Source organism: Daejeonella sp., assembly GCF_044342615.1.
Lineage (GTDB): Bacteria > Bacteroidota > Bacteroidia > Sphingobacteriales > Sphingobacteriaceae > Daejeonella.
Genome location: NZ_JBIIPN010000035.1, coordinates 1 through 22,084, shown reverse-complemented (window position 1 = coordinate 22,084; position 22,084 = coordinate 1). Strand labels below are relative to the sequence as shown.

Sequence of the window (22,084 nt, the reverse complement as noted above, 5' to 3'; positions counted from 1 at the left end):
TACACAAGAAGGAATATACCAACATTACAAGGCGATAGCGGAAGAAAGCATTTTACCGATCATTTTATATAACGTTCCGGGTAGAACGGGAGTAAATATGACCGCTGACACTACACTTCGTTTGGCGCATGATTTCAAGAATATTATTGCCATGAAGGAAGCTTCAGGAAATTTTGATCAATTCAATAAAATTATAAAGGATAAACCAGCCGATTTCTTGTTTTTATCGGGAGATGATCCTATTACCTTGCCTTTAATTGCGATGGGAGCTGCCGGAGTAATATCAGTGATAGGAAATGCCCTTCCGGGGATATTTTCAACGATGGTAAGAATGTGTTTGGATGGGAAGTTTATAGAGGCACAGCCTTTGCACCACAGTTTGACAGAGATTACAGCATTATGTTTTGCTGAAGGTAATCCAGGAGGTATAAAATCGGCTATGAAGCAATTGGGGCTCTGTGGAGACACGATGCGCCTTCCGTTGGTAAATGTCAGTAAAAGTACTGAAGAGCAGCTACGAGCTCAGTTAGAGCTTTTAAAAGCTATTTAAAATCACTAGTGTTTGGAGAAATTGAGATTTCAAGATAAAAGATCAAATTATTAACTCATGATTATTCTCTCTAATTTCCTGTAGCAAAAATTAGCAAAATTCCAGTGCTGCGTCTAATAATATGAAAGGTTGATTTTTTCTTTTCCTATAGCTGAAAAGGACCAAGCCGAGGCTCTTCGCCGAGACCATGAGAGCCTTTAAAAAACAATAAACAAATTCGAATAAAAGCCACCGCTGCGTCTGATGCTATGAAAGGCAGTGGTTAGGCAGTGTAAATCATTGCCGCACCAGCCAAGACGGAAGAGAGGTAGGGTTAGGACAGTGCTGGCAATCCTGCTAAATAATGGTTTTTTTTCCGAATGAGATTTCTCCACTCATCACGCTCTTATTTAGATTCACGATTCTACCTGAGTGTTCGAAATGACGGTCTAACGTCAATTCACCACAGCGTCATCTCGAACATGCCAGTCTATGCGTGTTATTTAAAATAAACGTGTGGCATAGAGAGATCTCATCCTATAATAAATTTATATCAAACGTACCTCGGTTTAGGCGTTATGCTTTTTCCCCAGCAGCTGTAAAACAAAAGGCGAAAGAGGGCCTTGCGCGTTTGGAAGGGGCATTGTTTTACCCTTCCGTAAAACGAAGCCCGTGCGCTTTTGGCTTTTGTGTGTGGTGGGATTGAGCCAGCTGCCTTGGTGGAAAAAATAGGATTTTGTTTCTTTTGGCCTTCAAAAGAAAGAGTATTATTTTAATTTTTTAACCGGACAACAATGCTTTAAAATAAAGAAGGCCCGCTCTAATGAACGGGCCTTCTTTTTTAAGAAGAATTTATTATTTCTTAGCTGCTTTCGCTGCTTCTTTATTCTTCATGTCCTGAACTTCAAGACGAATAGCTTGAGCTAGGTTTTTTAGATCTTGCATGCCTTTTCTTACACGAGTTCCAGCTGCGCTGTTACCTTTAGTGTAGAACTTGTCAGCATCTGCTTCTAGAGACGCAAATAAATTTTTTGCTTCGGTGAATTTTTTCATTTTTTTACTCTTTTAGTTTAAGGTTAGTAATGTTACTTAAATCTAATTTAAAAGGATTTTTTATAAAAAAAGCAAAAATGAAAAAATAAAATAATGCGCTTATGGAGTTTAAACAAGCATTTATTAAAAACAGCGTTATATAAAGAAAAATTTCAGCAATTAAACGCCTGTAAATCAAGGATTTATATATTAATTATAAATAAAAATACCCTCAGAATTAGTCTGAGGGCATTTAAAAAAAATTAAAAAATGAGTATTACTACTTGTAAATTATTTAGGCATTTAATGCTGCTTTTTCCTTGTAGTGTCCTTTTTTAAGTTTTTCAGCGAGTTCGCTATAAGCATCTAAAGTGCGATTTACGTCTTCAATGGTATGAAGTGCCGTAGGAATTAAGCGAAGCATGATTAAACCTTTAGGGATAACCGGGTAAACTACGATAGAACAGAAAATACCGTAATTCTCTCTTAGGTCCATCGTGATTGCTGTAGCCTCTTGGAGTTCACCTTGAAGGAATACAGGAGTTACCATAGTATCAGTTACACCGATATCAAAACCTCTTTCTTTAAGTCCCGATTGAAGAGTTTTAGCGATAAACCAAAGCTTTTCTCTCATTTCAGGTTGGCTCTTCAATAATTCTAATCGTTTACGCAGACCAACAACCATTGGCATAGGTAAGGATTTAGCAAAAATTTGGGAGCGCATATTATAGCGGAAATAATTTGTAATTTCTTCAGTTGCGGCAATAAAAGCACCGATTCCGGCCATAGATTTGGCGAAAGTTCCGAAATAAATATCAACACCATCGATACAATTTTGTGCTTCATGCGTACCAGCCCCTGTAGCGCCCATGGTACCAAAACCATGTGCATCATCAATTAGGAGACGGAAGCTAAATTTACTTTTAAGGTCAACAACCTCTTTTAATTTACCTTGCGCGCCCGACATACCGAATACACCTTCAGTAATTACTAAAATTGCTCCGCCTGTATTTTCAACCCATCTAGTAGCTCTTTCTAATTGCTTTTCTAAACTCACCATATCATTATGAGAATAAACAAAGCGTTTACCTTGGTGTAAACGAACACCATCAATGATACAAGCGTGAGATTCAGCATCGTAAACGATTACGTCGTGTCTATCTACGATTGCATCAATTGCCGACATAATACCCTGATAACCAAAGTTTAACAGAAATGCATCTTGTTTACCAACAAATTCGGCAAGCTCTCTTTCAAGGGCTTCATGATGATTAGAGTTACCTGACATCATACGAGCACCCATAGGGTAAGCTAGGCCATATTCTTGAGCACCTTCGATATCAGCTTTACGAACTTCCGGATGATTTGCTAGTCCGAGGTAATTATTAAGACTCCAAACCAGGTGTTCTTTACCTCTGAACATCATATGTGGAGCTATTTCACCCTCCAGTTTAGGAAAGGAGAAATAACCATGAGCCATTTTCTGGTGCTGGCCCAGGGGTCCCATATTTTTCGAAATTTTATCAAATAAATCCAATGTATATAATTTTTATAGTTAACGGATATTTGGCGCAAAGTTAAGGTATAGCAAGCTGAAAATCAAAAGCTAAATTGGAATATATAAATTAAAATGTTTAAACAAAAAAGGCCTTTATTATTCAAATAAAAGCCTTTTAATATAAACTTCATTTCTTTTAGTCTACATTATCATGTAAAAAAGAATTATTCGGTCTAATTTCGGTAATGCCTTCATCATTACTTAAAGTAAAACGTGAAACTTCAGACTCTGAAGAATGGGGCACATCATGCAATGACATTTGCTTGCGTTTGTAAGCAGGTTCATTTTCTAGTTCCTGCAATCCATTACTTGTACGAAGCTTCATACTTAGATCTTTAAGGCGTAGAATTCTTTCTTTCGATTTACGTAATTGTTCTTCGATAGAATCATCAGTTTTATTTTCGTCAGGATTTTCCCAAGCGATTGTTGCTTCTTCAACATCTTCTTGAAGTTGGAACACTGTTTCCTCTTGAATAAATTCAACTTCCTGAATTTCAGGTTCATCTTGAGTAAATACTTCTGTTTTGATTTCAAACTCAAAACTAGTCTCAAGCGGACTAATATCCATTGGAGTATCCTCCTCTAGTTCATGTCTAATAAGATCTGGATTAGGAACTATAAGCTCTTCAACTTTAGGAGTGCTATGGAAATAACCTGCAAAAAGATCTACCTGACTATCTTGATTTAATTTAAGTACAGGCTCATTAATTTCTTCAGTAAGCTCTTCCTTTTTCTCTTGAATAAAGTTATTTGATTGAACTGGCTTCACTAAAGGAGCTTGTTCAGGAGTTAAGAGAGATACTTTACGCACCTGACTTTTTTCAACTTCACGCTCTTCCATGGTTTGGAAGCCGGTTGCAATAATGGTAACAGAGATTTTTTCACCAAGGCCTTGATCACTACAATTACCCCAAATTAAATCGGCAGCTAAGCCAGCTTCTTGTTGGATAAAATCAGTGATAACAGTCACCTCGTCCATGGTAACCTCTTTATCACCAGAACTAATATTTAAAAGGATATAACGAGCACCTTCAATTTCATTATCTTTCAATAATGGCGATGCTAAAGCACCTTCAACCGCTCTTAGCGCACGATTTTCACCTTCGGCAGCAAAACTACCCATGATGGCCACACCGCTTTCTTGCATTACGGTACGCACATCTTTAAAATCGACGTTTATATAACCAGGAATGGTAATAATTTCTGCAATCCCCTTGGCTGCAGTTGTTAAAATATTATCTGCTTGAGCAAATGCAGAGCCTAGCGTTAAATTTCCAAATATTTCACGTAGGCGATCATTAGAAATCACTAAGTACGAATCAACTTGTTTTTTAAACTCCTCTAAACCCTCTTCAGCTTGAGTTTTTCTGCGTTTACCTTCAAAAGAAAAAGGAGTGGTAATAATACCTACGGTAAGAATACCCATTTCTTTAGCTGCTTTTGCGATTATAGGGCTAGCACCGGTTCCGGTACCACCACCCATTCCTGCGGTAATAAAAAGCATTTTGGTATTTGGACCTAACATCCTTTTGATGTCGTCAATATTTTCGATGGCTGAGTTCTTTCCCACTTCAGGGATAGAGCCTGCTCCCATCCCTTCGGTCAAGCTGGCGCCGAGTTGAACCTTGTTAGGTATCGGACTTAATTCAAGGGCTTGCGCGTCAGTATTACAAATAATAAAATCAACACCAGTTATTCCTTGACGGTACATATGATTTACAGCATTTCCGCCGCCGCCACCAACACCAATTACCTTAATGATTGATGACTTTTCCTTTAACATTTCAAACTGCATATACTTAATTATCAGTTGATTAGAATTATATAGTTCTCTAAAATTTTGACACGTAATTATAGTTATTTATCCACATTACTTATCCACATTTGTTAAAATGTGGGAAACTCAATGATTGTGGATAATTAACGAACATAATCCTCGTCTTTGATATCATCCTTAATGAATTTTGCGCCCGACTCCAATATCCAACCGAACATTCCTAGTGCCTTTTTCTCTTTCATAGGAGAGGCTACTTTCTCATCAGAGGTACTTATACTCGAAGTAAAATCTTCCTGTAGTTCAGCTTTTTGAATACCTTTAATTAGCAGACCAATACCTGTGGCGTACATTGGGCTTTTCAATTCTTCATAAACAGACTTTGGAAGCACATCATTTTTAGCGAGGTGCTCATTAGGATATCCAATACGACTATCTAAGCCAGTCACAAATTCAACCAATTGAGGAAGATGTTTTAACTGTGCACCACCACCAGTAATTACCACACCAGCAATTAATTTCTTCTCATAACCTGAAGACTTAATCTCATAGTACACGTGTTCGATAATCTCTTCCATACGTGCCTGGATTACATAAGCAAGGTTTTTAACTGAGATTTCTTTAGGATCTCTACCTCTTAATCCTGGAACGCAAATAATTTCATTCTCTTTATTTTCATCGGCTAGAGCAGAACCGAATCGAGTTTTAAGTAGTTCCGCTTGATTACGCATTACTGAGCAACCTTCACGAATATCTTCGGTAACGCTATTTCCACCAAAAGGAATTACGGCGGTATGACGAATAATACCTTCATGGAAGATAGCCACATCAGTAGTACCACCACCAATATCCACTAAAACAACACCAGCTTCCTTCTCTTCATCACTTAAGACTGATTCGGAAGAGGCAAGCGGCTCAAGAATAAGCTCATGAGTCTCAAGGTCTGCATTATTTACACATTTTAAAATGTTTTTCACAGCACTTACGTGACCAGAGATAATATGGAAATTAGCTTCAAGACGAACACCAGACATACCAATTGGATCTTTGATACCAGGCTCATTATCCACAGTAAATTCCTGCGGTAAAACATGAATAATTTCTTCACCTGGAGGCATCAGTAATTTGTACATGTCTTCGATTAGCTTATCGATATCCTTACGCTGAATCTCGGTATTAAGCTCTTTACGAGTCAATATACCACGGTGTTGCAAACTTTTGATGTGTTGCCCAGCGATACCAACATTAACAATTTTAATGTCAACATTTGATTGTGCACTGGCTTCTTCAACTGCTTGCATGATCGCTTGAACAGTTTTCTGGATATTGGAAACCACGCCACGGGTTACTCCGGCCGATTCGGCTTTACCCATACCCAAAATTTCAATTTTACCATGTTCGCTTCTACGACCAACGGTAACGCAGATTTTAGTTGTACCGATATCCAGACCGACAACAATTGGTGAATTTTTAGCTGAAGCTGAGTTAATTTGATCCATAGGGTTTATATTTAATTTTTTGTTAATTCTTTATTTAAAACCACTGTACTATCAACAGTGTTTGGAATGCTATCTACAATTAATTTACTTGCATTAAGGTTGCTTTTAGAACATACAACCTGATTAGCAAATTTCAGGTTGATGGTGTTGTACGTATCCCATCCCACTTTAGGGATAGCTTTCTTATAAAAAACAAGTAGGTTTTTAAACTTGCTTTGCAATGAATCCGCATCACCTAAAATAATTTTATGATTACCTACCCTTGGCACCATCTCAATATCTCCTTTAACATCTACATAGAGTTGTTCTATTTGACTATCCCAAATTGTATCTGCTTTTATAAATTGAGCCATTCGGAAGAGATCTTTAGCCAGTTTAGTACTCAGAGTATCCACTTTACCAGAAAAATCTTCGTCAATTAATCCGTTAGCCACCAATACATTCGCAGTAAAATTCTCTGAAAGAGGCATTTTTAAGCCATTTTCATCAATATAAAATTGAACATTTGCTCTATTAATTAATCTTAAAATAGGCTGTCTTTGTCTGACTTCAGCATGAATGACACCATCCATATCTACATAAACCTTAGCAAACTCAATAAAAGGATTAATTTTAAGGGAGTTCTCCAATTTGTGAATATTTATATCTCTGAGATCTCTACCAATGAGAGTGCCCCCAGCCTCCATGAGGATTCTATCGACCTCATTACGCTCAATAAAATTATTTCTTCCTGGAAGGATAACTTTTAAATCCTTACACTTCTGACTTCCCTTTTTCACCTCAATAAAACTCATCAATAAGACAAGTCCCGAGAGGCTCACAAGCCAAGTAAAAGCTATTAAAATATCCTTCCAGTTAATATTTTTAAACATTTTGGAATATTGTTTTTAAAGGTTGAATTAAAGTATCGATATCTCCAGCACCTACAGTGAGTAGCAATTCAGGTTTATTAGCACGCACATATTCAATGGCATCTTGCTTGCTTAGAATCTGTTTTTTAGGATTATTGATCTTATTGAGAATCATTGCTGAATTAACCCCTTCAATAGGAAGCTCTCTAGCTGGGTATATATCAAGCATAATTAAATCATCAATCATTCCAAGTACTTCTGCAAATCCATCAGCAAAATCTCTAGTCCGAGTAAACAAGTGCGGTTGAAAAATTGCCATTAGCTTTTTATTAGGGTACAAGCTTTTCACTGCCTGAATACAAGCCCTTAATTCTTCAGGATGATGTGCATAATCGTCGATATAAATATGCTCAGGCGATTTCACCACATATTCAAAGCGACGTTTTACACCTAGGAAATTTGCCAGAGCATTACGAATTTTATCTGCTGAAATTCCCAGATGAAGTGCCACTTCAATGGCTGCAACGGCATTTTCAATATTATGTAAACCTGGTAAGCCTAATTGAATATTTTCGATTATTCCATTTGCATTTTTAAAATCGAAGAAGAAGCTACCATCTTTAATTCGCACATTAACCGCCTGAATATCAGCAACCACATTGGCAGAATAAGTTTTACCATTGCTAAGATCAAGACCTTGCCTATAGATTAACCGTCCACCCTCTTTCAGTTGAGCAGTAAACTGCTTAAAAGAATCAACGAGATGCGATTTATCCCCATAAATATCGAGGTGATCGGCATCCATAGAAGTAACGATAGCAATATCAGGGTGCAGTGTTAAGAAAGAGCGATCATACTCATCCGCTTCAACCACCATGGTATTGTTATCGCCGAATAGTACATTTGAATTATAGTTTGTAGCAATCCCACCAAGAAAAGCAGAGCAATCATATCCCGAATCTTTAAGTACGTGCGCTACGATGCTGGATGTTGTAGTTTTTCCGTGAGTACCGGCAATAGCGATGGTAAACATCCCTTTACTAATAATTCCGAGCACTTCCGAACGTTTCTTCATCGTAAATCCACCCTCTTTGAAGAAATTCAATATTTTAGAATCTGAAGGAATCGCAGGAGTGTAAATGATTAGCGTATTGGCATCATTTTCGAGGAAACTTACTTGGATACTATCCTCATCATCCATAAAAACAACAGGAATACCTTCATTCATTAAAGACTCTGTAAGAGGGGTGCCTGTTTTATCATAACCACAAACCACACAGCCACGTTTTTTAAAATAACGTGCTAGTCCGCTCATGCCTATACCCCCAATACCAATTAAAAACACCCTTTGTATATTCTCCAGTTCCATAGTTTTTCTATTTAGCTAATTTGAATACTTCTTTTGCTATAATTTCGTCAGAATGAGGCAGTTCCATTTTACCTATCTGATTTGCCAATTCTTTACATTTTTCTTTGTTATTGATTAAAAGCAGTGCAACATCAATCAATTCGTGTTCTGCCGTAGCATCTGAAACTAATAGAGCTGCATTTTTCTCAACTAGCGCCATTGCATTTTTTGTTTGATGATCTTCGGCAACATTTGGCGAAGGGACAAGGATTGTTGGTTTTTTCACGGCACATAATTCCGCTATTGTACCAGCACCGGCTCTAGAAATTACGAGATCGCACGCTGCATAGGCCAAATCCATACGATGTAAAAATTCAAGAACCTTTAAATTTGGATGCTCCTTCCCTTTTAGTTGTTCGTTGATTGATTGGAAATAATATTTTCCAGTTTGCCAGATAATTTGCACATCGGCGGCAATAATTTTATCAATTGCGGCAAGCACGCTTTTATTGAGCGTAGCAGAGCCGAGGCTACCACCGGTTATTAGAATTGTTTTTTTATGAGGCGAGAGACTTAAAAGCTCTGCTGCTTCAAAACGTTTATTTTCAATATCTACTACTTCCTTGCGGATAGGATTTCCGGTGAGTAAAATCTTAGCTTTCGGGAAGAATTTTTCCATTCCCTCGAATGCTACGCAAATTAATTTTGCATTTTTCCCAAGCCATTTATTTGTAATTCCGGCATACGAATTTTGCTCCTGAATAAGATAAGGAATATTCATTTGAGAAGCAGCGTATAATAATGGTCCGGAGGCATAGCCACCCACTCCCACAGCCGCATCAGGTTTAAAATCTTTAATAATTGCTCTTGCTTTGAGTACACTTTTTAAAACCTTGAATGGTAGGAATACATTTTTAAGCAGAGAAGAACGCTGAAAACCGCTGATATCTAAACCAATAATTTTATAGCCAGCAGCAGGAACTTTTTCCATTTCCATGCGACCATTGGCACCGACAAAAAGGATCTCTGTTTGGGGATCGATTTTTTTCAGGGCATTAGCAATGGCAATTGCCGGGAAAATATGCCCGCCAGTCCCGCCTCCGCTTATGATCACTCTTTTTGCCATTTTTTCTTGATATTCTCGTTTATTTTTCGTATATTAAATTTAAGCCATTGCTGGGATTTCACCTACAATAACCTTTTCATCCTTTTCTTTTTTACGTTCATCATTATCTCTGCTCACGCTTAGAATAATTCCGAAAGCGATGCTTGTAAACAAAATAGATGTCCCACCCATACTTACCAGAGGAAGTGGCACACCCGTTACAGGGCCTAAGCCCACCGCTACTGCCATATTCCCAAAGGCTTGAATACTTAAGCTAAAGCTCAAACCTGCTGCGAGGAGTGCGCCAAAGGCTTTGGGACTCTGTGTCACAATCAACACACATCGATACAGAAAGACGAGGTAAAGCAGTACTAGTCCGACGCCCCCCACCATTCCATACTCCTCAATAATAAGTGCATACACAAAATCAGAGTAAGGGTGCGGTAAATAATTTCTTTGCGTACTATTTCCTGGCCCTTTACCGAATAGTCCGCCCGTAGCAATTGCAATTTTAGCTTGATCAGCTTGGAATGATTTATCGGAGCTTGCTGATTCAGGATTCCAAAAAGTTTGGAGACGAGAGTAATAAGTTTCTCGTCGTGGACCGAGAAACATCACAGCGGCAAGTAAAACAAAGCCGGCAAGACATACTACTGCAATTTGTTTAATACTAATTCTACCGATGATAAGGAGAAGAATACTTACACCAAATAACATCACAGCAGTAGAAAGGTTTGCCAGAGCAATTAGTACAAAGACACCACAAACGGCACCCATAATTGGAATGAAGGCCTTTTTAACATCTTTTATATTTTCTTGTTTCTTGCTTAAGCTTCTTGCCAAAAAGGTAATTAGGGCAAGTTTAGCAAGATCGGAAGTTTGGAATGTTTGATTGATAATTGGAATAGTTACCCAGCGACTAGCCTCATTCACATTAGCACCAAAAACGAGCGTATAAAAAAGCAAAGGAATGGTTATCACCATTAAAACCTTGCTGATGCCTGCATAGTAGCGATAATCAAGAAGGTGAGAAAAATACATGAGGGCAATACCACCCACAATCATTACTAGGTGTTTAATTAGAAACTGCTCGCTACCCACACCTTTTTTATAGGCAAGCGTACCTGTGGCACTGTAAACAGCTAAAAGCGACCATACTGAGAGTAAGATTACAATGAGCCAGATCCAGCGATCACCTTTTGTTTTGCTAATTAGTCTTTCCATGGTTCAGTTGTCAGTTATCAGTTGGCGGTTGTCAGTTATCAGTTGGTGGTTATCAGTTGGTGGTTATCAGTTGTCAGTTATCAGTTGGTGGTTATCAGTTGCCAGTTATCAGTTATCAGTTGGCGGTTATCAGTTGTAGGTTATCAGTTATCGGTATTAATTAGAGTTCTTTAACGGCTTTTTTAAATTGTTGGCCACGGTCTTCATAATTTTTGAAGAGGTCGAAGCTGGCGCAGGCTGGTGATAGAAGTACGGTATCACCTTTTGCAGCGAGGTGGTAGGCCATTTGCACGGCTTCCTCGGCCGAGAAGGTGTTTATTATTACTTCTACATCATCTTCAAAGGCATCGTGAATGCGTTTATTATCTTTACCAAGGCAAACGATGGCTTTCACTTTAGACTTCACAAGATCTTTAAGCATATTATAATCGTTTCCTTTATCTACTCCACCAAGAATAAGAACAACATCGGAGGGCATGCTTTCAAGAGCATACCAAGTAGAGTTCACATTTGTCGCTTTGGAGTCGTTGATAAAATCAATACCCGAGATGCGCGCCACATGCTCCAGTCTATGCTCAATATTGGTGAAGCTACCCATGCTTTCGCGGATGCTTTCATTTCTTAATTCAAGAACTTTTGCCACTATTCCTGAAGCCATAGAATTGTAGATGTTGTGCTTGCCCTGAAGAGCTAAATCTTTTAATGACATAGTAAATAAGTCTTGCGTTTGGTGAAGTTTTATAGTGATCTGATCGTTTTGAAGGAATGCGCCATTTTCAAGCATTTTTTCAATTGAAAAAGGAAAAGCTTGAGCATGGACTTGATGTTTTAAAAGACCTTTTTGAGTCTCCATATCATCGGCACAGTAGATAAACACATCTTCTGGTCCCTGGTTTTGGATAATTCTGAACTTTGAGTCCGAATAGTTTTCCATTTTATAATCGTAACGATCTAAATGGTCGGGCGTAATATTCAGTAAAACCGCAATATCAGCTTTAAACTGATACATATTATCGAGCATGAAGCTGCTAATTTCCAATACATAGAAATCAAAATTTTCGAATGCTACCTGACGTGCGAAGCTCTTACCGATATTCCCGGCAAGGCCAATATTGAGGCCTGCATTTTTAAGAATATGGTAAGTAAGCAAGGTGGTAGTTGATTTACCATTAGAGCCGGTGATACAAATCATTTTTGCTTGGGTATAAGCACCGGCAAATTCAATTTCGGAGAGAATAGGAATATTCTTTTCGATTAATTTTTTGATTATTGGCGCTTTTTCGGGTATTCCCGGACTTTTAACCACTTGGCTAGCTGAGAGAATAAGATCTTCATTATGACCATTTTCTTCGAAAGCGATATTAGCTTGAACTAAATCGTTTTTATACCCATCAGCGATTGGCCCAAAATCAGAGACAAAGACATCAAAACCTTGCTTTTGAGCAAGCAAAGCAGCACCTACCCCACTTTCGCCAGCACCCAGAATAACGATATATTTCTTTTCTCCCATTATCTTAGTTTTAAGGTGACGATGGTTAAAATAGCTAGGATGATACCTACAATCCAGAATCTGGTCACGATTTTAGCTTCGTGATAACCTTTTTTCTGATAGTGATGGTGTAGTGGCGACATCAAAAAGATACGACGTCCTTCACCAAATTTCTTTTTCGTATATTTAAAGTAAGACACCTGCATGATTACTGAGAGGTTTTCGATTAAGAACACCCCACATAACACAGGAATTAATAATTCCTTTCTAATCATGATGGCAAAAGCTGCGATGATACCACCAATGGCAAGGCTACCTGTATCGCCCATAAATACTTGAGCAGGATAGGAGTTATACCATAAGAATCCCACACAAGCACCCACAAAGGCACCGGCAAATATTACCAGCTCACCTGAGTAAGGAATGTACATGATATTGAGGTAATCCGCGAAAATGGTATTTCCCGAAACATAGGCTAGAATAGCTAAGGTAATTCCAATAATTGCTGAAGTACCTGTTGCTAGTCCATCGATACCATCAGTTAAATTAGCCCCATTAGACACGGCGGTAACGATAACAATGACGAATAATAGAAAAACCACTAAAGAATATTTTCCATAATCATCACCAAAAACCGTTAAAACTTTAGCGTAATCAAATTCATTATCTTTATAAAAAGGCACATTGGTAAGTGTAGATTTTACATCTTTATAATTAGCTGAAGCATTTTGATTATCGATAGATGCCTCCAACTTTGCAGTAGCAGTGATTGGCTCTCTTACCACAATATCTGGGTGAAAATACATGGTCCAGCCGATGATTAAGGCCAATCCCACCTGACCCATAATCTTAAATCGTCCGGCAAGACCTTCCTTATCTTTTTTAAATACTTTGATATAATCATCGAGGAAGCCAATTGCACCCATCCAAACGGTGGTGATGAGCATGAGGATGATGTAGATATTATCGATACGGGCAAACAAAAGTGTTGGGACTAAAATACCTAGCAGAATAATGAGTCCGCCCATTGTGGGAGTCCCTTGCTTTTGCATTTGCCCTTCAAGGCCTAAATTCCTAACAGATTCGCCTACTTGTTTAGCACGAAGAATCCTGATTAATCGCGCGCCATACACGGTAGTGAGCAGGAGTGATAAGATGACGGCCATGCTTGTGCGGAAAGATATAAACTGGAACAATCCTGCTCCAGGAATATCATATTGCTTATCAAGCCAGGCAAATAGGTAGTATAACATTAGCTTACTAGATTTAAAAATTCAGTTAGTATTTCTTTATCATCGAAGGGAAGTTTAACACCAGCGATTTCTTGATATTTTTCATGACCTTTTCCCGCTACCACGATGATATCTCCAGCTTTTGCCAAATGGCATGCTGTGCGAATAGCTTCTTTACGATCGGTGATTGAGAGCACTTTTTTCTTATTGTGAGGCATTACGCCGACTTCCATTTCCCTGATTATTTGCTCAGGAGCTTCAGAACGAGGGTTATCAGAAGTTAGGATCACTTTATCACTCCAATCGCAAGCTACTTGAGCCATTAGGGGGCGTTTTGTTTTATCGCGGTCGCCACCACAACCAATTACAGTTATAAGCTGTTCGGTCCCTTTGCGGATATCTTGGATGGTACTTAACACATTTTGTACTGCATCTGGCGTATGAGCATAGTCAACAATACCGATAATTCCAGCAGGAGAAATCATATAATCAAATCGACCTTCAGCGCCGGTTAAGCGACTTAAAGAAGTTAATACTCTCAATTTATCTTGCTCTAACAAGAGTGCTGTAGCATAAACAGCTAATAAATTATAAGCATTGAAGCTACCTACCATTTTAAACCAAACCTCATCTTGATCAATATCAAGTAGGAGTCCGCTAAAATGATTTTCGATGATTTTAGCTTTAAAATCAGCAATGTTTTTAAGTCCGTAAGTTTTTTTATGCGCCCGAGTATTTTGGAGCATCACCATTCCATTTTTATCATCCACATTGGTTAATGCGAAAGCCTTATTGCTTAATCCGTCGAAGAAGCCTTTTTTAGCCTTTAGATAAGAGTCGAATGTTTTATGAAAATCGAGGTGATCATGCGTAAGATTAGTAAAAATGCCACCAGCAAAATCGAGACCTTCAATTCGAGCTTGAGCAACTGCATGCGAGCTAACCTCCATGAAACAATAATCACATCCAGAGATTAGCATATCATTTAGCAATGCGTTGATTGCAAGAGGATTAGGAGTTGTATGTGTTGAAGGAATCACCAAATCATTAATTTGATTTTGAACGGTTGAGAGCAATCCTACTTTAAAGCCAAGATCTCTAAACAATTGAAAAAGTAGCGTAGCGATAGTAGTTTTACCATTGGTACCAGTAACACCAACCAATTTAAGTTTAGAGGAAGGATTATCATAAAAATTAGCAGCGATAATTCCGAGTGCTTTCGCCGAGTTTTCAACTAAGAAATAATTGATTTCTTGACGAATAGTAGAAGGATATTCTTCACAGATAATTGAAGTAGCACCCAAATCGATGGCTTTATCTATAAAAGCATGCCCGTCTGATTCAGTCCCGCGAATTGCCACAAATAAAGCCCCTTGTACCACTTTTCTAGAGTCGAAGCAAATATGTTCTACCTGCTGACTAGTTGAGCCTATAACCTTATTTAAAGGCACACCGTACAATATATCCTTGAGAATCTTCATTATTGTAGATCTAAAATGATGGGTACACCTTTATTTACACGCGTTCCAGCTGTGATTGACTGCCTTACTACCCTGCCGCTACCACGCACTTGAGTTTTCAGTCCCGAGTTACCCAACACAAACAATGCATCTTTCAAACCCATCCCATTTACATCAGGAACAGAACCTTCGATAACTTGAATATTTTTATTGGCAAGACCGGAGTTAGAATCAGTCTTCACATATTCGCCAGCGCCGCCGAATGCAGCTTTAATTCCGAATGCTTTAAACACATTTTGAGTTGCTTTTTTCTCACCTAATTTAGCTTCAGGCATTTTTGAATTAGCTACAAATTTTTGTCCATTTAGCGAATTATACATGTTCACATCGCTCGTATAAACTCTATCGGCAATCTCACGAAAGACTGGTCCTGCAACGGATGCAGCATAATAAGTCCCTTTACGCGGATTATTAACCACCACGATTAAAGAATATTTAGGATTGTCGGCTGGGAAATAGCCACAAAAAGAAGCTTGATATTTTTTATCAGCCTTATAGCCTTTATTTGCATCTGCCACTTGAGCGGTACCGGTTTTTCCAGCGATACGATAAAGAGGCGAAGCAAGACCTTTACCTGTCCCCTCCAATACTACCCCTTCAAGCAGAGCTTGAGCTTTTCTAATGGTTTGATCAGAAACAATTTTTTCGTTGATTACACGGGCTTTGAATTGCTCAACGGTATTGCCTAATCGGCGTATTTCACGAACAAATATGGGTGCGATGTATTTACCATCATTGGCAACTGCATTATAAAAAGCGAGCATTTGCAGAGGTGTGATATCCATTTCATAGCCATAAGCCATTTGCGGTAGCGATTGTTTGTTGTTCCAGCTTCTATTTTTAGGATTTTTAATAACTGGAGATCTTTCACCAGGAATTTGCAACATTAATTTTTTGTTTAGTCCCCATTTATATAGGTTCTCAGAAAATTTAGCCTGATCATTTTGATAGGCTGCATTAATCATTTTGGCGATGGCCACATTTGAGGACTCTTCGAAGGCTTTTTTAACTGTGACAGTCCCGATGCCCCCATGCGAATCGCGAATAGTATGACCAGGAATACGATAGGTACCATCACCCGTTGCGATCATGGTATTGGTATCCACTTTATTATCTTCAAGAAGAGAAAGGTATGAAGCAAGTTTAAAGGTTGAACCAGGATCCTGACTTGCGGCGATTGCATAGTTAAACTGCTCTTCATAATTACCAGAAGGTGTTTTACTAAAATTAGCAACAGCACGAATTTCGCCTGTGGCCACTTCCATTAGGATTACACAACCATGGTCGGCATCGCTGGCAATCAATTGATTTTTAAGGGCCCTTTGAGCCACATCTTGCATATTGATATCGATAGTAGATATAATATCGGCACCCTCTTTAGGAGCAATTTCATCATCTTGGTTTACAGGTACATATACACCACCAGCAATACGCTGCATTAATCTGCGACCACTTTCGCCATCAATAAATGAGCTATAAGCTCCTTCTAAGCCCACAGGCTGAACGTTATCGTTCTTATAACCTATTGTGCGCTTGGCAAGAGATTGAAAAGGCAGAATGCGTTTATTTTGAGAAACAGCAATTAAACCGCCCCTGTAACGACCTAAATTAAATATTGGAAATTCACGAACAGCTTTTAATTGTTGATGAGTAACATTTCTTTTTAGCAAGGTATATCGAGATTTGTCGGCGCGACCTTCCCTTAAGATTCGAGTATATTGCTTAGCAGATTTGTCGCCAAAAAAAGAAGACATTTTATCAGCTAGAGAATCTACTTTTTCAAAAAACACTTTATCTGATTCGATACCACCAGCCATTAGATCTATACGAACTTCGTATTCAGGAACAGAAGTAGCAAGCAGACTACCATCCACTGAATATATATTCCCCCGAGCAGCTTCTACATTAACAAATTTTGTAGAGTACTTTTTAGCCATGGCGCGCCATTTTGCACCCTCAACAACTTGAACAGAGAATAATTGATAAAGCACCGCTATAGCCAATAAGACGATTAGGCCAAAGGCTAAATACACGCGGACTAATATGTCGGTTCTAATATTCAATTTTTTTGATATTTATTTTTTTGTATTTATAATTTCAATCAAATTCCCCTTGTGAAAGCATAATTTTCAAAGGCGGTTCATTTGGTTCTTTTAATCCGAGCGTATCCACCTCCTTAGCGACTTCCGTTTGCGTGCTTTTAAGCATTAAATCAGCTTTCAATGTTTTAAAATCCCAGCTTAGTTCCTTTACTTGGGTGCTTAATTTATCAATGTCGCGAATATTCTTTTCGGCGAAATGACGATTAGCGATGTAAATCATTCCTAAAAAAGCAATGAAGATGATGAATGGCAGGAAGCTGGTAGCTGCTTGCTTAGAAATAACACCTTCAGTAAATAATTGGGTAAAGAAATTCTTAGGAATCTCTACCTTTTCATCTTGGCTAGATGGTGACTCAACCTTTGCTATTGGTTCAATCTCTTCTTCTACTTTATTCGTTCTAAACTGATTAGCCATAAATTAAGATTTAGATAAATTTTTCTTTACTGCTATTCTCAACTTCGCACTTCTAGCGCGATTATTTTGTACTATTTCCTCATCAGAGGCAATAATTGCTTTGCGGGTTAAACTTTCGAGCGGTTTGATTTGATTTCCAAAAAAATCTATTTCAACCTCACCATGGAATTTCCCTTTGGCAATAAAATTCTTTACTAATCTATCTTCAAGCGAATGGTAGGACATAATAACCAATCGACCTTCAGGCTTTAAAACATCAACAGTTTGCTCTAAAAACTCTTTCAAAGCCTCTAGTTCTTGGTTTACTTCAATTCGAAGCGCTTGAAAGACTTGGGCTAAGTATTTATTTTCTTTACCCTTCGGGATTAATTTAGCGATGACTGTTTTTAAATCTTGAACAGTATTTATAGGCTTATTCAATCGCTGAGTAACGAGAGTATTGGCTAAAGTTTTTGCATTTTTTATCTCACCATAAATTCCGAAAATGCGGTGTAGTTGTTCTTCACTATAGGTATTAACCACCTCTTTAGCAGTGAGTAGTCCGGCTTGATCCATACGCATATCCAGTTCCGCATCAAAGCGAATAGAGAAGCCACGTTCAGCTTGATCAAATTGATGTGAAGAAACGCCTAAATCTGCAAGAATACCATCTACAGCGGTAGCACCTTGAAGTCGGCAATTATTTTTTAGATATCTAAAATTTTGATCGATAAAAGTTAGTCGATCATCTTGTGGCAAGTTCTTTTGTGCGTCGGCATCCTGGTCAAAGGCTATCAGTCGGCCTTTCGGGCCTAAATTCTTTAATATTTCACGAGAGTGACCACCACCGCCAAAAGTTACATCGACATAAACCCCATCTGGTTTAATATTTAAACCTTCGATACATTCCTGCAGCATAACGGGATTATGATAATCAGTCATTTGCCCCCCTTCTTGCAGTATTACCCATCACCTCTTCGGCAAGGTTGGCAAAGTTTTCAGGTTCACTATCTAGTTGATTATCATAGGCATCTTTAGCCCAGACTTCAATTTTATTGAGTACGCAAGAAAGAACCACCTCTCCGGTGATACCTGCATATTCCATTAAAGCTTTAGGAAAAAGAATACGATTTGCAGAATCGAGACTTAGTTCGGTTGCACCACGAGTGAAGTAGCGAATAAAATCACGACTCTTTTTTTCGTAAGCATTGAGCTTGCTCAACTCTTCAGTGATTGAATCCCATTCCTTTTTAGTATAGATCACTAAATGTTTCTCGAAGCCACGATTGATCACAAGGCCTTCACGCTCAGCTTCTGGAAGCTGCTTTTTCAGGCTGGATGGTATCATCATCCGCCCTTTAGCGTCAAGTTTACAATCAAATTCTCCTAAGAAATGGGACATTTTCTCTTTTTGTTCTTTAATTCAAGTGTAAAAGTAAAAAACTTACCACTTTTTACCACTATCTCCCACAAAAAAGTTTTCCACAGTTTTTTTGGAGTTAGTTTTGGGTTATCAGTTGTCGGTTATCAGTTGTCGGTTGTCAGGCTAGCGACAACTGTTATCCGGTGGCTGAGGTTCTCGAAGCGAGGTTCTTGAAGGCAGGAAAAGAGTTGTCAGTTATCAGTTATCAGGCTAGCGACATCTGTTATCTGGTGGCTGAGGTTCTCGAAGCCAGGTTCTTGAAGCCAGGAAAAGAGTTGTCAGTTATCAGTTATCAGGCTAGCGACATCTGTTATCCGGTGGCTGAGGTTATCGAAGCCAGGTTCTTGAAGGCAGGAAAAGAGTTGTCAGTTATCAGTTATCAGGCTAGCGACATCTGTTATCCGGTGGCTGAGGTTATCGAAGCCAGGTTCTTGAAGGCAGGTTCTTGAAGAACGTGTGAAAGTAATCCAATCCGACAATTTCTTGCTGGTTGTTTTCCACCTTAACCATACAAACGGACATGTCGCGACCTGTCACTACAGCCCAACAGGAACAAAAGAAAACGAAATCTGCGAGAGAAAATACCCTATTCGGTGTTCCATCACCGTATTCTCAGGAATATTGAAAAATACTTTTTCAGAGACGTAAAAGACGCAAGAAAGAGTGTGCTACGGTGGGAAACACCAAGCATAGGAAAATCACGACTTTACCTTTTTTATATAGCGACTAGGTCGCGAATTTTTTATCAGAGGACAGGTCGCGACCTGTCCTCTAAGTATATGGTTTTATCCATTTGTTAGGGAATTGTTGTTCACACATGGCTTCGAGAACCTCAACCAGCGGATAATACACGACCTCTTACATTCAGATGTCGCCAATCTGATGAAGATATAGACACTCGATCAGAACAAGGAATAAAAAACAAAGACTAATCCAATTAAATCGGACCTTAGTGTTCGGTCAAATGTCTAATCTCTCATATCTTAGTAATTAGTACTTAGTACTAAATACTAATTACCTCACCAAAGTCACCATTCCAGAACGTCTAATCAAGTTGCCATTACGGTCATAACCCTCGGATAACCACTGGAAAGTTTCTGTTCCTTGTCCTGATTCTTTAATCGATCCATCCCAAGCTTTGTCAGGATCTGTAGTATCAAAGATTAAGTTACCCCAACGGTTGTAAACCTTGAAGCAGACAAATTTATCTATTCCTATAAGTATCGGTTTAATCACATCATTGATGCCATCTCCATTAGGTGTAAACACATTAGCCATTACAATATCAACGTTACAGGTATTTGGATCTAAGAAGTTTGGTGTACCATCCTTATCACAATCCTCAATTCCATCCACCTCGTTCTTCAATCCATCGCCATCGCAATCGCCATTTTTCCATGCATCACTTGGAGTTAATGCACGGCTTGCGACATTAAATTCGCAGCCATTTAATGGATTAGTAGCATCAGACTTTTCTTTGCTATTGCTCACACCATCGCCATCGCAATCTCCATTGCTCCAAGATGCACTAGGGATTAATGTCTGACTTGCTAGTTTGAATGAACAAGAATCGTTCGGATTCGTACCATCTAATGCTTCTTGTGCATCGCTTACCCCATCACCGTCGCTATCCTTGTTCAATGGATTCGTTTTAATACCTTTTGGATTTGCTGGTGTGGTAGGATTATCGATACCCGTCAATTCCTCACCATTCGTTAATCCATCGCTATCGCAATCAGAATTAGACCATACTAGGCTAACTTTTGAAGCCACCTGGCTAGAAACTTTATAGTTACAGCCATCGTTCGGATTCGTACCATCTATGGCCTCCTGACCATCGTTCACGCCATCGCCATCTGAATCTGGATTTCTTGGATCAGTTAAAATTCCTTTAGAATTTATTGGCGTACTCGGATTATCAGTCCCAAGTACTTCTTCACTATTGGTTAAACCATCCTGATCACAATCCGTATTTTTCCAAACCAATGAAACTTTACTTAGATCCTGACTTGCAGTCTTGTAATCGCAGGTATCCATAGGATTAGTACCATCAAGTGCTTCTTGTGCATCGCTCACACCATCGCCATCTGAATCTGCATTTCTTGGATCAGTTTTGATACCTTTCGGATTAGCAGGGGTACTTGGATTATCAAGTCCTGTCAATTCTTCCCCATTCATTAATCCATCGCTATCACAATCTCCATTGCTCCAAGCGGTGCTTACTTTGGTAAGATCCTGACTTGATTCCTTGTAGTTACAACTATCATTTGGATTGGTACCATCTAAGGCCTCTTGACCATCATTCACACCATCGCCATCCGAATCTGGATTAAATAGATCTGTTTTAACTCCCTTTGGATTTGCCTTAGTCAGCGGATTGTCAATACCAAACACCTCTTCCCCATTGGTTAAACCATCCTTATCACAATCTGTATCGCTCCAATTTGAGGTTACTTTATTTAAATCCTGACTTGTTAGTTTATAATCACACGAATTATTCGGATCTGTACCATCAATTATTTCCTGATCATCGTTCACGCCGTCACCATCAACATCAAATGAATCATTTATAATAGGTGGTACTATTTTAGGTTGAACCAAAATATGAAGTGTGGCTGTTGCGCAATTTGCTGGATTCGCATCATCACATACCGTATAAACCACGTCTACTGGTCCGGAGAAGCCCGATGCAACAGTAAATGTATAGCTTCCATCTGCATTGAATACGAGCGTACCTTGAGCAGCTGTTGGGCCAGTTACGAGACTTGCAGTTAATTTTGCATCTGGGTTTGTGCTCAAATCATTACTTAATACATTTCCTTTTAAAGAGGCCTTAGCATTTGCATCAGCGCTCATTGCTGCATAATCATCTGCCGCAGTAGTCACATCTTTTGCATCCTCAGGGATAACAGTAATCACAACCTCAGCTGTTGAGCAATTTGCTGGATTGGCATTATCACACACTTTATAAGTGAATACATCTGTACCTACAAAACCTGACTTC

Annotated in this window: 18 protein-coding genes; 2 read left to right on the top strand and 16 right to left on the bottom strand. The window is 38.8% G+C overall.

Going from position 1 to position 22,084, the window contains the following annotated elements; genetic code table 11:
• Positions 1-550, top strand: a 550-nt coding sequence (locus ACIQ0D_RS04890; RefSeq protein ID WP_395803443.1) for a dihydrodipicolinate synthase family protein, incomplete at its 5' end; no start/stop codon positions are given.
• Positions 551-1,384: 834 nt separating this feature from the next.
• Here ACIQ0D_RS04890 and ACIQ0D_RS04885 read toward each other — a convergent pair.
• From ACIQ0D_RS04885 to mraZ, 15 genes are all read right to left on the bottom strand, one after another.
• The gene (locus ACIQ0D_RS04885; RefSeq protein WP_291399275.1) at positions 1,385-1,582 is read right to left on the bottom strand and encodes a histone H1; all 198 of its coding nucleotides are present in this window, start codon (positions 1,580-1,582) and stop codon (positions 1,385-1,387) included.
• Between the two features lie 274 nt (positions 1,583-1,856).
• Entirely contained in the window at positions 1,857-3,098 is a 1,242-nt protein-coding gene (locus ACIQ0D_RS04880) for an aminotransferase class I/II-fold pyridoxal phosphate-dependent enzyme (RefSeq protein WP_395803442.1), read from the bottom strand.
• Between the two features lie 157 nt (positions 3,099-3,255).
• Positions 3,256-4,914 carry a cell division protein FtsZ gene (ftsZ, locus tag ACIQ0D_RS04875; protein WP_395803441.1) on the bottom strand — a complete coding sequence of 553 codons (1,659 nt, stop codon included), beginning with the start codon at positions 4,912-4,914 and terminating at the stop codon, positions 3,256-3,258.
• A 125-nt stretch (positions 4,915-5,039) separates the two neighbouring features.
• On the bottom strand, positions 5,040-6,392 hold the full coding sequence (gene ftsA, locus ACIQ0D_RS04870) for a cell division protein FtsA (RefSeq protein ID WP_395803440.1): 1,353 nt from the start codon (positions 6,390-6,392) through the stop codon (positions 5,040-5,042).
• A gap of 11 nt (positions 6,393-6,403) precedes the next feature.
• Positions 6,404-7,264, bottom strand: a complete 861-nt coding sequence (locus ACIQ0D_RS04865; RefSeq protein WP_395803439.1) for a cell division protein FtsQ/DivIB — start codon at positions 7,262-7,264, stop codon at positions 6,404-6,406.
• On the bottom strand, positions 7,257-8,612 hold the full coding sequence (gene murC / locus ACIQ0D_RS04860; protein ID WP_395803438.1) for a UDP-N-acetylmuramate--L-alanine ligase: 1,356 nt from the start codon (positions 8,610-8,612) through the stop codon (positions 7,257-7,259). Before murC ends, ACIQ0D_RS04865 begins: the two co-directional genes overlap by 8 nt.
• Positions 8,613-8,619: 7 nt before the next feature.
• Positions 8,620-9,717, bottom strand: a complete 1,098-nt coding sequence (gene murG / locus ACIQ0D_RS04855) for an undecaprenyldiphospho-muramoylpentapeptide beta-N-acetylglucosaminyltransferase (protein WP_395803437.1) — start codon at positions 9,715-9,717, stop codon at positions 8,620-8,622.
• A gap of 39 nt (positions 9,718-9,756) precedes the next feature.
• Positions 9,757-10,920 carry an FtsW/RodA/SpoVE family cell cycle protein gene (locus ACIQ0D_RS04850; protein ID WP_395803436.1) on the bottom strand — a complete coding sequence of 388 codons (1,164 nt, stop codon included), beginning with the start codon at positions 10,918-10,920 and terminating at the stop codon, positions 9,757-9,759.
• Between the two features lie 160 nt (positions 10,921-11,080).
• The gene (murD, locus tag ACIQ0D_RS04845; RefSeq protein ID WP_395803435.1) at positions 11,081-12,430 is read right to left on the bottom strand and encodes a UDP-N-acetylmuramoyl-L-alanine--D-glutamate ligase; all 1,350 of its coding nucleotides are present in this window, start codon (positions 12,428-12,430) and stop codon (positions 11,081-11,083) included.
• The gene (gene mraY / locus ACIQ0D_RS04840; protein ID WP_395803434.1) at positions 12,430-13,662 is read right to left on the bottom strand and encodes a phospho-N-acetylmuramoyl-pentapeptide-transferase; all 1,233 of its coding nucleotides are present in this window, start codon (positions 13,660-13,662) and stop codon (positions 12,430-12,432) included. The genes murD and mraY overlap by 1 nt, the downstream gene beginning before the upstream one ends.
• A complete protein-coding gene (locus ACIQ0D_RS04835) occupies positions 13,662-15,122 on the bottom strand; it encodes a UDP-N-acetylmuramoyl-L-alanyl-D-glutamate--2,6-diaminopimelate ligase (RefSeq protein ID WP_395803433.1) in 1,461 nt (486 codons plus the stop codon). Before ACIQ0D_RS04835 ends, mraY begins: the two co-directional genes overlap by 1 nt.
• On the bottom strand, positions 15,122-17,224 hold the full coding sequence (locus ACIQ0D_RS04830; protein ID WP_395803432.1) for a penicillin-binding protein: 2,103 nt from the start codon (positions 17,222-17,224) through the stop codon (positions 15,122-15,124). Before ACIQ0D_RS04830 ends, ACIQ0D_RS04835 begins: the two co-directional genes overlap by 1 nt.
• A 34-nt stretch (positions 17,225-17,258) precedes the next feature.
• On the bottom strand, positions 17,259-17,678 hold the full coding sequence (locus ACIQ0D_RS04825; protein ID WP_395803431.1) for an FtsL-like putative cell division protein: 420 nt from the start codon (positions 17,676-17,678) through the stop codon (positions 17,259-17,261).
• Positions 17,679-17,681: 3 nt separating this feature from the next.
• A complete protein-coding gene (gene rsmH / locus ACIQ0D_RS04820; protein WP_395803430.1) occupies positions 17,682-18,599 on the bottom strand; it encodes a 16S rRNA (cytosine(1402)-N(4))-methyltransferase RsmH in 918 nt (305 codons plus the stop codon).
• Complete coding sequence (mraZ, locus tag ACIQ0D_RS04815; RefSeq protein ID WP_291399261.1) at positions 18,592-19,059, bottom strand: division/cell wall cluster transcriptional repressor MraZ; 468 nt, start codon at positions 19,057-19,059, stop codon at positions 18,592-18,594. Before mraZ ends, rsmH begins: the two co-directional genes overlap by 8 nt.
• Before the next feature lie 164 nt (positions 19,060-19,223).
• Here mraZ and ACIQ0D_RS04810 point away from each other — a divergent pair, with 164 nt between their 5' ends.
• Positions 19,224-19,529, top strand: coding sequence for a hypothetical protein (locus ACIQ0D_RS04810; RefSeq protein ID WP_395803429.1), 306 nt, complete (start codon positions 19,224-19,226; stop codon positions 19,527-19,529).
• A 565-nt stretch (positions 19,530-20,094) separates the two neighbouring features.
• Here ACIQ0D_RS04810 and ACIQ0D_RS04805 read toward each other — a convergent pair.
• A partial coding sequence (locus tag ACIQ0D_RS04805) for an Ig-like domain-containing protein (protein WP_395803428.1) occupies positions 20,095-22,084 on the bottom strand: 1,990 nt, incomplete at its 5' end.